Here is a 15,626-nt window from a genome sequence, read left to right on the forward strand (position 1 = left end):
TTTATTTATTGTTTGTATTTGATCCCTACGCTTAAAATATATCCGTTACCGGTATTAAAATCATATAATTTGTGATTGTTTTTATCCAGAAGATTATACTTTTTGTCAAAGTTATAACCTGCTTTAAAATTGATAAACCAGTTATTATCCATATTCCTTTCATATTCAAGAGCAGTTGTCATTTGCGATGTGCTAATTTTTGCTGCCTCGCTGTATAAATCAACAGGTTTATCCAAATTGTAAAAACTGCCGTTGAAACTATTACTAAGACTAAAGTTGTTTCGCTCATTATTGGAATAAGATATTTTTGAATTCGGGAAACCAACTAAAATATCCATTTGATTTATTGTACCGAAAAATGATACTTTAGGAATGAATTTAGACAGACCAAATACTGTAGATCTTTCGAATCCAATGCTTACAGCTGTTTTTGAAGACAATTCCTGTAAAAGCTGAAAACCGCCTAAGATACTCATATCTGAAATACCCAAATTTTGTTGAAAATTGGCTGTTGGTGTAAGTACAAAAATCAATTTTGTTTTATTTGAAATGGTATGTAAAAGCTCAAATTTGTTTTGAATTCGATTAAACTGATTCAAACCTTCGAAACCTTCATAAGCCCCCGCTTCGTACTTTATTTTGAGATTGGTGTATGACGTTGTATTTGTAATTTCATTTTTATCGTTTATTTTTTTTGAAAAAAATATCCCCGCACTCGATTCATTAAATTTAATTTCTTCTGTTGGTTCAGTCTTTAAATTAAAATCTGCAGAAAACTTTTCTTGTGATTTCATACTAAAAGTATAAACCAATAGCATCACCCAAACTAAAATCTTTATTCTCATTACTCATTTAATTGATTCAAAAGTAGGCGGGAGGTTGTTTTAAAAAAAAGAAGATATATGTATGGCTGGTTTTAGTAGACTAAATGGCAGTTTTACAGGCCTAATCCATTATTTGTCTCTGAATATTAATTGTAGATGGTTTCATGCTTTCTATAGGTTAAAAACCAGGGATTGTATATGTTATAGTGCTGTCAAGAAATGTGCCTTTTATATTTGTCCAAAAAAATGGATTATGCATAAGTTTATTTTGATGTTGTTTTTTGTCTTCGCAATAGTTTCCTGCGGTACCGATACAGATGGCGGAGAGTTTGTAGTAGGATCAGATTATTTGGCAGTAAACAATAAGGTGATTTTAATTGATACTGTTACGGTAGAAATGGCTACTATAAATTTTGATTCTCTTATCACCTCTAATCAAAGCAAAATTTTAATCGGGAGTTATGATGATCCATTGTTTGGCAAGGTAAAATCAAACAGTTATTTTCAATTAGCATCAGACTCGTATTCATTAATCAGCACTACTGATACGGAATCAGCAAACTATGTTTTCGATTCAATTTCTATGATTTTAAAATATGATAATTATTATTACGGGGACACAACTAAAGTGCAGACATTTAGTATTCATCGGTTACTTCAAAAAGTAAAACCAAATACTGATGATGATTACTTTTATAATAATTCGGCTTTGAATTACAGTTCTGAAAGTTTAGGAAGCATTTCTTATAAACCCAGACCATTAGAAAAAGATTCTATCAATATTAAAATGGATGCTGCTTTTGGCGAAGCTCTTTTTCAAAAGTTTAAACAAAGGGATATTACAGATTTTGATAATTTCACTGAATATCTAAAAGGATTAGTGCTTGTTCCGTCAACTGAAAATTCATCAAGCATTATTGGTTTTGGCTTAACAAGTAAAGTACGGCTTTATTATTCAAAATATCTGGGAGATGACATTGATTCTTTTGTAAAAGATTTTTCTATTATAGATGCAACTAAGCAATTTAATGCTATTTCATTGGATAAAACGGGTACACTGATTCAGAATTTGCCTGCTTCAAACAGTAAATTATCCAGTTTAATGACTAATAATCAGAGTTATATTCAATCCGGAACCGGAGTGGCCTGCCGAATCGATTTCCCAAACATAAAACAGCTTAAATACATATCGGATAAAGGAGCAATTGTTGATGCTGAATTGATTCTGAAACCTGTCAACAATACTTATTCTGAGAAATTCCCTTTGTCTGATTCCTTACGTGTTTATGTTGCTGATAAACTCAACAGGATTAGCGGGACATTGAATACAACATCTGGTACTGCTTTATATGCTATGTTAAATAAACAAAGTGATGAATTCAATGAAAATGTGGGCTATTCCTTGTCAGTTGGTGGATTTCTGCAGAAAGAAATGCTTAAACAATCAGATTCCAGATCTTCACTGGTTTTTGTTTTACCAAATATTTATAAAGCAGTCAACAGGCTCGTTTTAGGTGATCAGAAGCATCTGAATAATAAAATTCAATTGAAAATTTATTACCTCTCTTATTAAATGAAAAATAAAATCACCTTTTTAAGTTGCTTCATTTTAATGTATGTAACCTCTTTTTCACAAAGCATTTCCAGTTCTCCTTATTCATTGTATGGTATAGGTAGTTTATATGATGCCGATTATGGTTCAATTCCGTCTATTGGTTCTTCCGGCATTGCATTACCATCAGATACTTTTATTAATAACCTGAATCCCGCTTCATTAGCTTATTTGCCATTGAATCATTTTATGTTTGAAGTAGGAGGCAAGGCGATTGGTACCACTTTTAAGAGTAGTTTTAAAACTGAAAAACGCAATAATTTTCAATTTTCACATATTGCTTTTGCATTTCCGGTGACTAAAAAATCTGCTTTTAGTGTTGCTTTGCGGCCGTATTCAAGTGCCTCGTTCAAAATTTCAGATTTACAATTACCTATTTCGAATACTTCGGAATATTATACTTTAAATGCAGAGGGATCGGGTGGATTGAATAATTTTGATCTTTCTTATGGTTATCGTTTAGGTAAAAAATTAGCAATGGGTATTTCAGCTACTGTACTGTTTGGAAATACTACTGATGAAAGAAGTTATGTAATTTCAAATTCACTTACCACTATTAACAAAAAAACAGATTATAGTGGCTTACGGGCAACTTTGGGCGTTCAGTATAAAATTGATTCGACCCTAACTATTGCTTCGACTTTCAAAGCGCCTACTCAGATTAAGGCTTCTAAAGTTCAGTCTGTAGAAAACGTAAACAATTCAAATGAAAGCATTATAGAATCAGATGTTGCTTCTGATCCCGATGATTATTATATGCCGGCAGAAATTGGTTTTGGGATAAATAAACGTTTCAAAAACAATCTGAGAATGACTTTTGATTATGAAAAAAGTTTCTGGAACGATACAAATCAGTCAGAATTATATGGTGATTTTGTTAATCAGGATCGTTTTGCTTTGGGATTTAGTTTTAGGAATAATAAAAATATCCGGAGTTATTGGGATAACGTTCAATACGGAACAGGGGTGAATTTTGATACCGGTTACCTGGAAGTCGATGGGAAAAGAGTTAATAATGCAGCAATTTCTATTGGAGTTTCCTTGCCGGTTGATAATACTTTTTCGGTTCTTAATATTTCATATTCTTACGGTCAAAAAGGCAAAATAGGAGATGGATTAATAAAAGAAAATTATCATAAACTCTCACTGAATTTATCTTTGGACGGCATCTGGTTCGTTAAGCGAAAGATAGAATAGTGCTTAAAAATCCTTTTGAACCACATGGTATTTGTAATTCAAAATTGATTTTAAAACGGCAGGATTCGAATTAATGTAAAATACAGGTTCGCTTTTTTCACTATCAGAAAAGCCTGCTTTTTCACGCAAAATGTTTTTTGTTTGCCTGGCTACTGCTTCTCCCGAATCAATAATCTGAATATGTTCTGGAAGAATTTTTTTAATCTGTGGAATAAGATAAGGATAATGACTGCATCCCAAAACCAGATAATCAATATCTGCATCAATCATGGGCTGCAAGTAAGATTCTAATAATTGTGTCATTTCCGGAGAATTCAGATTCCCTTCTTCAATGAGCTGTACCAATCCGTAACCCACCTGTTCTATGATTTTTGTATCCTGAAACATTTCGGCAGTTTTGTTAAAAAGCTCACTGTTCAAAGTACCTTTTGTGGCCAAAATTCCAATAACCTGTGTTTTCGAATTATGAGCTGCAGGTTTTATGGCAGGCTCTATTCCGATAAAAGGAATATCATAATTGGCACGAAGTTCCTGAATAGCATTTGTAGTGGCAGTATTGCAGGCAACAACAATCAACTTGCAGTTATTTTCGATTAAAAAATCAACGTTTTTTTTACTTAAAGCAACAATTTCTTCTTTGGATTTTTGACCATACGGAGCATTTTTACTGTCTGCCAGATAAATGGTTTTTTCATTCGGAAGCAGTTCATGAATGGCACTCCATATTGAAGTCCCTCCAATTCCGGAATCAAAAACGCCTATAGGATTGTTGTTTGTCATAAAACAAAATTACATTTTTTTCAAAATCTAAATTCGTACTTTTTATTGAATTTTAGGTTAAATAAATCAGAAAATTAATAAGAGTAAGCTTCATTTGTTTGAAACGAATCTAAAAGATTTCTTTATATTTACAGCATGAAATTAACATGGTTTTTATTTTCAATTTATCTTGTTTCCCTGTCATTGCTTCCTTGTAATGACATAGATGATTGTGCTGACTTTGCAAAAACCGAACTTCATAAAAACCATTCCCATAATCAAAAATCAGATACTCAAAACGATCAGTGTACACCTTTTTGTTCCTGTGCCTGTTGTGGGGTTCATGGTTTTCAATTTCAAAATCACAGTTTTAAAGAAGAAAAAAAGTCCAGTTTTGCTGACACTAAAAAGCAATCCGTTTTTTATGTCTTTAATAACTACAAAACAGTTTACTTAGGAATCTGGCAGCCGCCGAAATTAAGTTAGATAGTATTGAATTTTACCCTTAGTTTTTACTTTGGGGAATCTATTATTTATTTAATTTAATATCAAATGACAAAATATGCAATTATTTTGGCTATGCTTGTGTGTTCATTCGCATATAGTCAAAACACTTTAAAAATTATAGTTAAAGACAATGAAACCCGGCAAAATTTAACAGGCGTTTCAGTTCAGGTTCATAACACCACTATTTCGGGAACAACCGATAATAATGGTTTTTTAGAATTGAATGCTATTGAAAACGGTATTCAAAAAATTAATTTTAAATTTTTAGGTTATGAAGAGTTTATCCTCGATGTTATTTTTCCCAGGCAGGAGGATGAGGTTTTAGAGGTCAATTTGATCGCCAGGGAAGAAGAAGAACTGGACGAAGTAATTGTTCAGTCAACCAGAACCAGCAGAACGATCAGAAACACACCAACAAGAATCGAATCTATTGATGCCGAAGAACTCGACGAAAAGGCAAATATGAAACCAGCCAATGTAAGTATGGTTTTGCATGAAAGTACTGGTTTACAGGTACAGCAGACATCTGCTACAAGCGGTAATGCAAGTATCAGGGTTCAGGGATTAGACGGGCGCTATACACAGTTATTGAAAGATGGCTATGCTAATTTCGGAAATTTTGCAAGCGGTCTGAGTATTCTTGAAATCCCACCTCTGGATTTACAACAGGTAGAAGTTGTTAAGGGACCATCTTCAACATTATACGGAGGAGGAGCAATTGCAGGTGTTATTAATTTTATTTCGAAAACACCTAAAGAAAAAGGAGAGTACAATTTTATTTTCAATCAGTCGAACATAGGGCAGACCAATATTGGAGCGTATGCATCACAGCGAAAAGGTAAATTTGGATATTCTATACTTGGACTCGTTAACTTTCAAAAAGCTTTTGATGTTGATCATGACGATTTTTCTGAAACTCCCAAATCTCACAACTTCACCATAAATCCTCGTTTGTTTTATTATCCTTCTGAAAGCCTAAGTTTAATGCTGGGCAATAGCTTTACTAAAACAAATATGGAAGGAGGTGATATGCATGTTATTGATGGCAAAGCTGATGCGTATCATGTGTATTTTGAAAAAAATAAAACCATTCGAAACACAACTGTTTTTGAACTGGATAAGAAATTTGAAAATCAGAACAGCTTTAAATTAAAACAAAGTCTTAGTTTTTTTGACAGGATAATCAATGTTCCTGATTATGAGTTTTCCGGTATAAATTTGAATTCTTTTACAGACGCATCATATGTAATAAACAAAGAAAAACATACGATAATTAGTGGTGCAAATTTGGTTTATGATAATTTCGAACAAAGAAATTCAGGCATTTTAGACGCTAAATCTTTTACTGCCGGTATGTATGTTCAACACACCTGGGATGTTTCTGAAAATGTAAAATTAGAAAATGGCTTGCGACTGGATAATGTGTCGTATTCGAATATAAATTTTTCAAAAAACCGTACTTTCTTCTTGCCAAAAATTTCTGCATTGTTCAAAATAAATTCGCAATGGAGCAGTAGGGTTGGTGGCGGTTTTGGATATAAAATTCCAACTGTTTTTACAGAGCAGACAGAATCAGTTCAATATCAAAATGTAATGCCGTTACAAAATGTAGAGGCAGAAAAAAGTATTGGAGGAACTGCAGATGTAAATTATAAAGCGAGTATTTTCTCTGATTTAAAAATTTCTGTTAACCAGATGTTTTTTATAACAAAAATCAGCAAACCATTGGTATTAGAAAATGATACAGATTATGCATTCTTTGTAAATGCATCAGATCCAGTTGTAAGCAGGGGTTTTGAAACCAACGTTAAGTTTATTTACAAAGAAGATTTTAAACTTTTTGCAAGATATACCTTCACAGATGCTCAGGCAAAATATTTAACAGGAAATCAATTTTTGCCATTGCTTCCAAAAAACAAAGTAAATCTGGCCTTGATTTATGAAAAAGAAAACAATTTTAAAATAGGATTAGAAGGCTATTTCACCGATGAGCAGTTTTTGTATGATGGCACTAAAACCCCAGCATTTTGGGAGTTAGGTTTCATGGTTGAAAAAACATTATGGAAAAATTTTGCTTTTTTTATCAATTTTGAAAATTTTACCGATACACGACAAAGTAATTACAAAAGGGTTGTAAATGATCCTCACAACAACCCTACCTTTGATGATATCTGGACACATACAGAAGGGTTTACGATTAATGGAGGTTTGAAAATAAAATTATAAAACAAAAAAATGGCTCAACTTATAAGTGAGCCATTTTTGTAATATGAAATGTTGTTTCTTAGAATCCTAAATCTTTTTTAACATCAGCAGTAATGTTTGGACCGTCTGCTAATAAAAGAGTTGAACCGTCTAATACATATTGATAACCTTTCGCTTTTCCAATTTTTTGGATAGAAGCTCTTACTTTTTCCATTAGAGGTTTTACTAAATCAGTCTCTTTTTGTTGTAGTTCTTTTTGAGCATTATCTCTGTAATCCCCAATTCTCTTTTGCATATCCTGAACTTCTTTAGCACGCTCAGTGTTTACTGCTTCAGTTGCTGTTGCAGATTCAGTATCATACTTTTTGATTTTTGTTTGATATTCCTCAATCATTTTTTTGTATTCCGCATCGTATGTTCCGCTTAATTTTTGTAATTGAGTTTGAGCATCAAGCATAGCAGGCATCTTCGACATAATCTCGCTAACATCAACATGAGCTGTTTTAGCCTGCGCATTCATTGTATTGTTTGCAGCTAAAATAAGCACTGCAGCAATTACTAAAGTTTTGATTTGTTTCATCATTTTAAAATATTAATTAATTATTGGTCGTATTTGTTTTTTGTGTTTCGGCCTCTTTAGCTTTTTTGGCCGCTTCTCTTTCTTCTAAAATTTTCTTCTTTCTTTCTTCTAACTCTTTTTTGCGCTGTTCATAAAGTTTCTGTCTTTCTTCGGCTTTATTAACTGCAGGCTGAGATGTTGTTGCTGGTTCTGTTGTCGTTGGAGCTGATACAGGTATGCCTGTAGTCTCAGTCTTTATTGCCTCTGTTGATTTTGCACTTTCAGAAACCGTGCCATTTTTTCTAGCGGCTTTTTCAGCTGCTATAGCGTTTCTCTTTTCTTCGTATTCTTTTCTTTTAGCCTCTTGTTCTAATTTTCTGTCTGCAACTAATTTTTCTCTTGCAGCTTTTCTCGCGTCCAAAGCTTTTTGCCTTTCTGCCATGGCCGGATTTTCGTCAATCTCATTTTCAAGATTTTCTTTGGCTTCCTGCTCTTTTAATTGTTTTTTAGAGAGCTGCTCCCTTTTCTCTGTTCTGTTGAGAATACGGATAACCTGGTCACTTATATCAAATCTTTTTGCTGAAAAAAGCATGGTCAAATCAGATGATTTGTCAAAAATAAAATCATAATTTTTAGCTTCTGCAATATCCTGAACAGCAGTGAAAACCTGATCTTGTATTGGTTTTGCCAAAGCTGCTTTCTGATGCATTAAATTTCCGTCAACCCCAAATTGTTTTTGCTGATAGTCCAGCATCTCATTTTCCAGAAATTTAATTTCTGTTTCTCTTTCCTCGATCAGCTCTTTGGTAAGCAGTGCTTTTTCTGTTTTAAGATTTTCCTTTAATTTATTTATTTCTAATTTTTTGGTTTCAATTTCCTGCTTCCATTTAGTAGCTTTTAAGTCTAACTGCGATTTAGCTTCTTTGTAATCAGAAACATTTTCTAAAATATATTCCATGTCGATGTAGCCAATTCTGGTCGACCTTGTCTGCGCCTTACTTGTATTTGCTACAATCAAGGCTAAAAATATAAATAAAAATTGTTTTCTCATACAGTACTTTATTTCAAAATTTTTAACCAAATATCATCTTTTTAAAATTGTTGTCCAATAATAAAATGTATTTCCTGCCCATGGGCTTTAGTTTCTCCTGGCTGAGCATCAAACCCATAACCAAAATCAATACCCAGTAATCCAAATGCAGGCATAAATACACGCAAACCAAAACCGGCAGAACGATACAAATCAAATGGATTATAATTCTTAAATCCGTCATAAGACGCTCCTGCTTCTAAAAACGTAAGGGCATAAATAGAAGCTGATGGTTTGAGCGTGATTGGGTAACGTAATTCCATAGAGAATTTATTATAAATCGTTGCTCCAACTTGTTGCCCTAAACTATTAACAGGAGTCAAAGAGTTGTTTTCGTACCCTCTTAATCCAATTGTTTCCCTACCATCCATAGAATAGTTGGCCATACCATCACCACCTAAATAAAAACGTTCAAAAGGAACAATACCTCTGGCCTGATTGTAAGCGCCCATGAAACCAAATTCGGTTAATGTTCTTAAAACTAATTTACCATAGACTTTATTATACCAGTCTGCCCTAAATTTAATTTTATAGTATTCCAGCCAGTTGTATTTTTGCTGATCGACTTTTGCCTGATCGGTATCTGCGCTAGCGAAATCAGATCCAACGCTATTATAAAGTATCTGGCCTGTTGAGTCTGTGCCAAGTATATTTACATAGTCCCCATTGGTTAATGGTTTCCCATTTGCATCACTTCGATCTTCCCCAGTATATTGTGTTTTGTATTCTTTCTGATTTCCTAAGTCAGAATAATCAATACCATTAAACAATGAATAAGGAGGTGTTATTTTGGCAGAAACACTAAATTCGGAACCGTAAGTAGGGAATATAGGGTTGACACCTTTGTTGCTTCTTGTTAATCCAATGGTATAAGCTAAGTTTCTGGATGACCCGTTACCAAAAGTAAATAATCCGGTAAAATAATTGTTCAGATCATAATGCTGGTAACTTACAGACTGAGATAGTACGAAATAATCATCAGGAACCGTTAATCTTTTTGCAAGTCCAACTTGTACCGTAAAAATATTGAAACTCTGATCTTTATTTACATTTCGGCCATAACTGTAATTGAATTGCTTACTGTAAGAGATAGAGGAGCTAAATTGTACCGGTTTTTTTCCACCAAACCAAGGCTCAGAGAACGACACGCTATAGGTCTGAAAATAAGTACTTCCTTGTAAACGCAGGGATACTTTTTGACCATCTCCCATTGGCAATGGCTTGTAAGCCTCTTTCTTAAACATATTTCTTGCCGAAAAGTTGTTGAAAGATAATCCCAACGTACCTATGAAACCGCCGCCGCCATAACCACCCTGCAACTCGACCTGGCTGGAACCTTTTTCGACCAAATTGTATTCGATATCTACTGTTCCGGCTGCGGCATCTACATTTTTAAATTTAGGATCAATTGCTTCCGGATCAAAAAATCCTAATTGTCCAATTTCACGAATGGTTCTAACTAATAATTCTTTACTGTATTTTTCGCCCGGCTTGGTTCTTAGTTCACGATAGATAACATGATCATTCGTTTTATCATTTCCAACTACTGATATTTTATTGAAATAAGCAATCGGTCCTTCTGTAATTCTAATTTCAAAATCTATGGTGTCATTTGCAGTTCTTGTTTCTACGGCATTAATGTTAGAAAACAAGTAACCATTATTTTGATAAAGGTTGGTGATGTCTTCACCGTCAGGTTTGGTTTTGTCTGCAATACGTTTTTCAAGCAAAACACCATTATAGGTTTCACCTTTTTTGATTCCTAAATAGCGATTAAGCTGTTGATCAGAGTAAACGGTATTTCCTAAAAATTTTATATTTCCGAAGTAATATTTGTTTCCTTCCTCCAGATTAATTTTAATAGCGAGCATGTTATTTTCCTTATTATAAGTGACAGAGTCATATATAATACGGGCATCACGATATCCTTTTTCTTTATAGGATGCAATAACTTTTTCTAAATCGGTTTTGTATTTCTCCGGAATAAATTTTGAAGCTTTCAGTACACGAAATACATTTTTTTGTTTCGTGTCTTTCATAGCACTTCTTAACTGACTGTCAGTAAGTTGTTTATTTCCTGTAAAGTCAATACTGCTGATTTTTACCTTGTCTCCTTTATCTACACGGACAAGCATATTTACATTGTTTCCTGCAGTAGTGTCAGGAGTAGTCGTAATGGTAACTTTGGTGTTATAAAAACCTTCTTTTTTATATTTGTTTTCGATGTAATTTTTTGTCGTAGTGATTAGATTTTCGTTTACAATCTTGCTTTTTGTCAGATTGTTGTCTTTTATTAATCCTTCTACTTTACTCTTTTTAATACCAACAAATTTCACTTCGTTTAATTTAGGAAGTTCCACTATGTTTAAGTCTAAATAAATGCTGTCATTTTCGACTTTATTAACGTAAAAAGCAATTTCGTCAAAAAGACCAAGCTTTCCTAATTTCTTAATGGCACCACTAATTTCTTCTCCCGGAACAGTAATTTCCTGCCCTTTTTGAAGGCCTGAAAATGTGACAACGGTTTGTTCATTGAAGCTTATTTTACCAACAACAGAAACTTTTGCAAGTATATATTTTTTTCCCTGGTCAAAAGGGATTCTTTCCTGAGCTTTTATTTGAGAAAAACTACCCAGAATAAACAGGGCAATCATTATTTGTATTTTTTTTTGCAACACTAAAGTATTATTTAATTTGTTCACTGGTTTTTCCAAATCTGCGTTCTCTTTTTTGATAACTAATGATAGCCTCATATAAATGTTCTGCTTTAAAGTCCGGCCAGAGTATATCAGTAAAATATAATTCTGAATAGGCTATCTGCCATAGCAGGAAATTACTTATTCTGTGCTCTCCGCTTGTTCGTATTACTAAATCTACGTCAGGTAAATTTTGCGTGTAAAGATGCTCATTTATAATTGAATCGTCAATAGTGTCTATTGAAATTATATTATTTTTAACTTTATCACTAATGACTTTGACGGCATTTACTAATTCCTCTCTCGAGCCGTAACTTAAGGCCAGTGTAAGGGTCAGGCCAGTATTATTTTTTGTCTGTTCAATTGTTTCTCTTAGCTGTTTTTGAGCAGATTCAGGCAGCTTTTCAAGATTACCGATAGCATTAAGTCTGATGTTGTTTTTCTGCATAGTAGGTAATTCCTGTTTTAAGGAACTGCTCAATATTTTCATTAAAGCTTTTACTTCTAATTTGGGGCGGTTCCAGTTTTCTGAAGAAAAAGTATAAAGTGTAAGAAATTCAATCCCAAGTTCGGTGCAAGCTTTGATAATTCCTTTTACTGAATTAGAGCCATTTTCATGTCCAAATACACGAATTAATCCTTGTTGTTTTGCCCAACGACCATTTCCGTCCATAATAATGGCAAGATGCCTTGGTAAATTTGTCTTATCTATAGATTCTAGTAAATTCATTTTATTCTGCGCAATAGCAAGGTTTTTGTCCAAAGGTATATGTTAATGTAACTCCGGTAAAAACATACCAGTCATTATTGTTTAAATTCCCAAAACGATTATCTGAAAAAGATTCATTTTTAGGATTGCTTCCGTCTATGTTGTCTGTAAAGGTATAACGTGCCCCGATTTCAGCTGCTAAAACAAAATCACGGCTGATGTTTGATTTTATTCCTAATATAATAGGTATAGCAAATGAGCCGGATGAATCATATTTTTCAGTTATTCCGTTTTCTATATATAATTCATCATATCGGAAATAATTTAAGCCTGAAAATATATAGGGTGTGATTTTTAGATCTTCATCATGTAAATTAAAGTCGAAGAAATTAAATTCAAGTCCTGCAGAAAGTTCCCTTACATTGTTTTTAAAACTAAAACCTCTTTTGTTTCGTGACGATTCCTCTGATTTTGAGTCCTTCCCTGCGATTGTGGAGTTAGTAAATGAAAAACGATAAGAATGGCGAGGGCTTTTATTCCATTTATATAAAACACCAACGGCAAGCTTATCAGGAGCTATATAAGTTGTGCTCCCAACATCTCCGATAAAGTTGCTTCCGCCAAGAAAAACGCCAATCTCATGTATTTGAGCGTTGAGTGTAATAAAGGGGAAAAAACATAACAATAAATTAAAAATTTTCTTCATTTAATTCAGAATTGCGTGCAAATATAATAATTATCAATACGAATCAACGTTCCTTTAGATAAATGTGTCTTTTTTTAAATTTACTGTATGGTTTTGAGACATTTGATGAAGATTCGATATATGCAAAACGAGAAAAAGTACTATTATCGTATAGTTGAAATCTGTAAAAAAATTAATTCCTTTTATCTTCTCCCCAAAGCAATTTTTTTCTGAGTGTTTTAAGGAAAGTTTCGCCTGGAATTTCAACCATTTTAATTTTAAAATCTGTTTTTTTTATAGTTAAAATGGATTCATTTTTAATAGATGCTATTCGCGAATCCAGTGATACTAAATATTGGTCCTCTCTTCCGGAAACACGAAGTTTTATTTCTGTATCATCAGGTATAACTAAAGGTCTTGCGTTTAAATTATGAGGAGCAATAGGAGTAATGACCAGACTTTTTACGTCAGGAGTTAGTATTGGTCCGCCACAGCTTAACGAATATCCTGTAGAACCTGTAGGAGTTGATAAAATAAGCCCGTCTGCCCAGTATGAATTTAAATATTCGTTATTTAGGTAAGTTTCAACCGTAATCATGGAAGTTGTATCTTTTCGGCTAACAGTAACTTCATTCATTGCAAAATTTAAATCATCTTCGATAGCGTCGTTTTTTGGGTCGCAGGTAAGGCTTAACAAGGTTCTTTCAGAGATAGTATAATTTTTATCAATCACAAACTGCAAAAAGTCATCAATACTGTCTTTTGGAACTGTTGCGAGAAAGCCTAATCTTCCTGCATTAATCCCTAATATTGGTACACCTGAATTACGAACTAAACTGGCGGCCCTTAAAATAGTTCCGTCGCCTCCAATGCTAAGCAGCATTTCGAAACTATTGTCAAGTTTTGTTTTTCCTGAGAAAGTTTTATATTCTTTTTTGATTAATTGTTTCTCGTAAAGTATGCTCAGAAAGTTTTCTTCAATAACCATTTCGACATTATTATTGTTGAAAAACACAAAAATATCTTTGATGATGGGTTCGGTACTGTTTTGATAATACTGTCCGTAAATGGCTACTTTCATTTTGTTAAGTTAGATAATGAGAAAAATTTAGTAATGTGCCAATGTAAAAATTATCTAATTGACTGATTTTCTAATTGTCACATTATAATTATATATTAAGGTATTTGTCTAAATAATCAGAACGCTCTTTCAGACTATTGATATAGGTGTCTTCCTGGTGCTCTGAGATAATCTCGTAATTGTATCTTCTGAAAGTCTGAATGATTTCATTCATTGGGCCTACACCAATTTTTACTGTAATGTTAACATTTTCTAAGTCGGCTTCAGATATAAAACAGCCGAGGATTTTACCATTATTGCTTTCTACGATTTGGGCTACCTGTGCCATTGAATAATCCAAAAGCCCTTTTTGAACAATAATAATGCCTCCCTGTTCTTTTAAAAATGGAGTTTCCTGAAAAAATTTCATTATATCTTCTATTTCATAATAGCCAACATATATGTTATTTTCGTCAAGTATCGGAATTATATTTGTATGATTTTTGGCAAAAATCTCTAATACGTCCAGCCAAATCATTGATTTTCTTGCAAAAAAACGTTCTAAAGTATATTTGTAATCAATTACTTTTTTGTCAGTGTCAAAGGTTTCGACATCGTCTGCGGCAATACTTCCTATGAAAATTCCTTCTTCCACAACAGGAAAATGAGAAAAATTTAAATCAGCAAAAAAGTCCTGAACAGATGCTATTGTTTCCTGACTGTCGATGGCTCTAAAATCGTTGGTGATATAGTTGGTAATTTCTGTCATAAGTAGTTAGAGGAATTTTGATGCAAAATAATCAAAAAATAGCAAAAAACGCTACGTTTTACTTTGTATTTTTGCCATTACAAATATAATGTTACCAGAATTAATAATCTATTTATATGACAAAATTAAGTGTAAATATCAATAAAATAGCAACTTTGCGTAATGCACGCGGAGGCAATGTCCCTGATTTGTTAAAAGTAGCCGCCGATATTCAAAAATTTGGCGGACAGGGAATCACAATTCATCCGCGACCGGATGAGCGCCATATTCGTTATCAGGATGCCCGTGATTTAAAAGCAATTGTCACTACTGAATACAATATTGAAGGAAATCCGCAGCATAATTTTATTGATTTGGTTCTAGAATGCAAACCGGATCAGGTTACGCTGGTTCCGGATGCAATTGGCGCCATTACCTCTTCTGCCGGCTGGGACACTATAAATAATCAGGCTTATTTAACCGAGGTCATTCAGGAGTTTCAAAGAAACGGAATCAGGACTTCGATTTTTGTTGATCCGGTTTTGGAAATGATTGAGGGTGCTAAAAAAACAGGGACAGACAGAATTGAATTGTACACGGAAGCTTTTGCTCATCAATACGATTTAGGGAATAAAAACGGAATCGATCCTTATATAAAAGCTGCAGAATTAGCAAATGATTTAGGTTTGGGAATCAACGCAGGACACGATTTAAGTCTGGATAATATTCAGTTTTTTAAACAAAACATTCCGGGATTATTGGAAGTTTCTATTGGTCACGCCTTAATTTCAGAAGCACTTTATCTTGGCCTGGATAACGTGGTTAATATGTATTTGAATAAATTAAAGTAAGATTTTGAAGAAGAGCTATTTCTCAGAGATACACAAAAAAAACACAGAGGTTCTCAAAGAAAATTTTGTGCTTCTCTGTGTGAAAACTTTGTAATCTTTGCGGAATGAATTTTTTAATAAAAAA

At 33.3% G+C, this 15,626-nt stretch carries 14 protein-coding genes; 5 read left to right on the forward strand and 9 right to left on the reverse strand.

Going from position 1 to position 15,626, the window contains the following annotated elements:
• Positions 1-5: 5 nt before the first annotated feature.
• A complete protein-coding gene (locus tag GXM17_RS04555; protein ID WP_244307339.1) occupies positions 6-794 on the reverse strand; it encodes a DUF6268 family outer membrane beta-barrel protein in 789 nt (262 codons plus the stop codon).
• A 283-nt stretch (positions 795-1,077) separates the two neighbouring features.
• Here GXM17_RS04555 and GXM17_RS04560 point away from each other — a divergent pair, with 283 nt between their 5' ends.
• Entirely contained in the window at positions 1,078-2,397 is a 1,320-nt protein-coding gene (locus GXM17_RS04560) for a DUF4270 family protein (protein WP_167522109.1), read from the forward strand.
• Complete coding sequence (gene bamG / locus GXM17_RS04565; RefSeq protein ID WP_163398102.1) at positions 2,398-3,633, forward strand: BamG family beta-barrel-assembly machinery protein; 1,236 nt, start codon at positions 2,398-2,400, stop codon at positions 3,631-3,633.
• Positions 3,634-3,636: 3 nt separating this feature from the next.
• Here the strand turns inward: bamG and murI are convergent, their stop codons facing one another.
• Positions 3,637-4,413, reverse strand: coding sequence for a glutamate racemase (gene murI, locus GXM17_RS04570; protein ID WP_163398103.1), 777 nt, complete (start codon positions 4,411-4,413; stop codon positions 3,637-3,639).
• Positions 4,414-4,548: 135 nt separating this feature from the next.
• Here murI and GXM17_RS04575 point away from each other — a divergent pair, with 135 nt between their 5' ends.
• Both GXM17_RS04575 and GXM17_RS04580 read left to right on the forward strand, forming a co-directional pair.
• Complete coding sequence (locus tag GXM17_RS04575) at positions 4,549-4,878, forward strand: DUF6660 family protein (RefSeq protein WP_163398104.1); 330 nt, start codon at positions 4,549-4,551, stop codon at positions 4,876-4,878.
• A 66-nt stretch (positions 4,879-4,944) separates the two neighbouring features.
• On the forward strand, positions 4,945-7,125 hold the full coding sequence (locus tag GXM17_RS04580; protein WP_163398105.1) for a TonB-dependent receptor: 2,181 nt from the start codon (positions 4,945-4,947) through the stop codon (positions 7,123-7,125).
• Between the two features lie 58 nt (positions 7,126-7,183).
• Here GXM17_RS04580 and GXM17_RS04585 read toward each other — a convergent pair whose 3' ends face one another.
• The 7 genes from GXM17_RS04585 to GXM17_RS04615 all read right to left on the reverse strand — a co-directional run bounded on the left by GXM17_RS04585 (position 7,184) and on the right by GXM17_RS04615 (position 14,672).
• The gene (locus GXM17_RS04585) at positions 7,184-7,687 is read right to left on the reverse strand and encodes an OmpH/Skp family outer membrane protein (protein ID WP_208796415.1); all 504 of its coding nucleotides are present in this window, start codon (positions 7,685-7,687) and stop codon (positions 7,184-7,186) included.
• Positions 7,688-7,700: 13 nt separating this feature from the next.
• Positions 7,701-8,714 carry an OmpH/Skp family outer membrane protein gene (locus GXM17_RS04590; protein ID WP_163398106.1) on the reverse strand — a complete coding sequence of 338 codons (1,014 nt, stop codon included), beginning with the start codon at positions 8,712-8,714 and terminating at the stop codon, positions 7,701-7,703.
• Between the two features lie 41 nt (positions 8,715-8,755).
• Positions 8,756-11,506: a BamA/OMP85 family outer membrane protein gene (locus tag GXM17_RS04595; RefSeq protein WP_163398107.1), complete on the reverse strand. Its 2,751-nt coding sequence runs from the start codon at positions 11,504-11,506 to the stop codon at positions 8,756-8,758.
• Positions 11,439-12,179 (reverse strand): isoprenyl transferase, encoded by a 741-nt coding sequence (locus GXM17_RS04600; RefSeq protein ID WP_163398108.1) that lies wholly within the window; start codon positions 12,177-12,179, stop codon positions 11,439-11,441. The genes GXM17_RS04595 and GXM17_RS04600 overlap by 68 nt, the downstream gene beginning before the upstream one ends.
• A 1-nt stretch (position 12,180) precedes the next feature.
• Positions 12,181-12,864, reverse strand: a complete 684-nt coding sequence (porG, locus tag GXM17_RS04605) for a type IX secretion system protein PorG (RefSeq protein ID WP_163398109.1) — start codon at positions 12,862-12,864, stop codon at positions 12,181-12,183.
• Between the two features lie 172 nt (positions 12,865-13,036).
• Positions 13,037-13,924 carry an NAD kinase gene (locus GXM17_RS04610; RefSeq protein ID WP_163398110.1) on the reverse strand — a complete coding sequence of 296 codons (888 nt, stop codon included), beginning with the start codon at positions 13,922-13,924 and terminating at the stop codon, positions 13,037-13,039.
• Between the two features lie 88 nt (positions 13,925-14,012).
• Positions 14,013-14,672 carry a CBS domain-containing protein gene (locus GXM17_RS04615; RefSeq protein ID WP_163398111.1) on the reverse strand — a complete coding sequence of 220 codons (660 nt, stop codon included), beginning with the start codon at positions 14,670-14,672 and terminating at the stop codon, positions 14,013-14,015.
• A gap of 116 nt (positions 14,673-14,788) precedes the next feature.
• On the opposite strand from GXM17_RS04615, the gene GXM17_RS04620 reads away from it, so the two are divergent.
• Complete coding sequence (locus tag GXM17_RS04620) at positions 14,789-15,502, forward strand: pyridoxine 5'-phosphate synthase (RefSeq protein WP_163398112.1); 714 nt, start codon at positions 14,789-14,791, stop codon at positions 15,500-15,502.
• Positions 15,503-15,626: the final 124 nt, after the last annotated feature.

The sequence above is a fragment of the Flavobacterium fluviatile genome (assembly GCF_010645065.1).
Classification (GTDB): Bacteria; Bacteroidota; Bacteroidia; order Flavobacteriales; family Flavobacteriaceae; genus Flavobacterium; species Flavobacterium fluviatile.

Excerpts from the sequence above, each read along its gene's own strand:
- GXM17_RS04560 (WP_167522109.1), top strand. The coding sequence starts at position 1,078 with ATGCATAAGTTTATTTTGATGTTGTTTTTTGTCTTCGCAATAGTTTCC.
- GXM17_RS04555 (WP_244307339.1), bottom strand. The coding sequence starts at position 794 with ATGAAATCACAAGAAAAGTTTTCTGCAGATTTTAATTTAAAGACTGAA.
- GXM17_RS04610 (WP_163398110.1), bottom strand. The coding sequence starts at position 13,924 with ATGAAAGTAGCCATTTACGGACAGTATTATCAAAACAGTACCGAACCC.
- GXM17_RS04580 (WP_163398105.1), top strand. The coding sequence starts at position 4,945 with ATGACAAAATATGCAATTATTTTGGCTATGCTTGTGTGTTCATTCGCA.
- GXM17_RS04595 (WP_163398107.1), bottom strand. The coding sequence starts at position 11,506 with ATGAGGCTATCATTAGTTATCAAAAAAGAGAACGCAGATTTGGAAAAA.
- porG (WP_163398109.1), bottom strand. The coding sequence starts at position 12,864 with ATGAAGAAAATTTTTAATTTATTGTTATGTTTTTTCCCCTTTATTACA.
- GXM17_RS04620 (WP_163398112.1), top strand. The coding sequence starts at position 14,789 with ATGACAAAATTAAGTGTAAATATCAATAAAATAGCAACTTTGCGTAAT.
- GXM17_RS04585 (WP_208796415.1), bottom strand. The coding sequence starts at position 7,687 with ATGATGAAACAAATCAAAACTTTAGTAATTGCTGCAGTGCTTATTTTA.
- GXM17_RS04590 (WP_163398106.1), bottom strand. The coding sequence starts at position 8,714 with ATGAGAAAACAATTTTTATTTATATTTTTAGCCTTGATTGTAGCAAAT.
- GXM17_RS04575 (WP_163398104.1), top strand. The coding sequence starts at position 4,549 with ATGAAATTAACATGGTTTTTATTTTCAATTTATCTTGTTTCCCTGTCA.
- GXM17_RS04600 (WP_163398108.1), bottom strand. The coding sequence starts at position 12,179 with ATGAATTTACTAGAATCTATAGATAAGACAAATTTACCAAGGCATCTT.
- bamG (WP_163398102.1), top strand. The coding sequence starts at position 2,398 with ATGAAAAATAAAATCACCTTTTTAAGTTGCTTCATTTTAATGTATGTA.
- murI (WP_163398103.1), bottom strand. The coding sequence starts at position 4,413 with ATGACAAACAACAATCCTATAGGCGTTTTTGATTCCGGAATTGGAGGG.
- GXM17_RS04615 (WP_163398111.1), bottom strand. The coding sequence starts at position 14,672 with ATGACAGAAATTACCAACTATATCACCAACGATTTTAGAGCCATCGAC.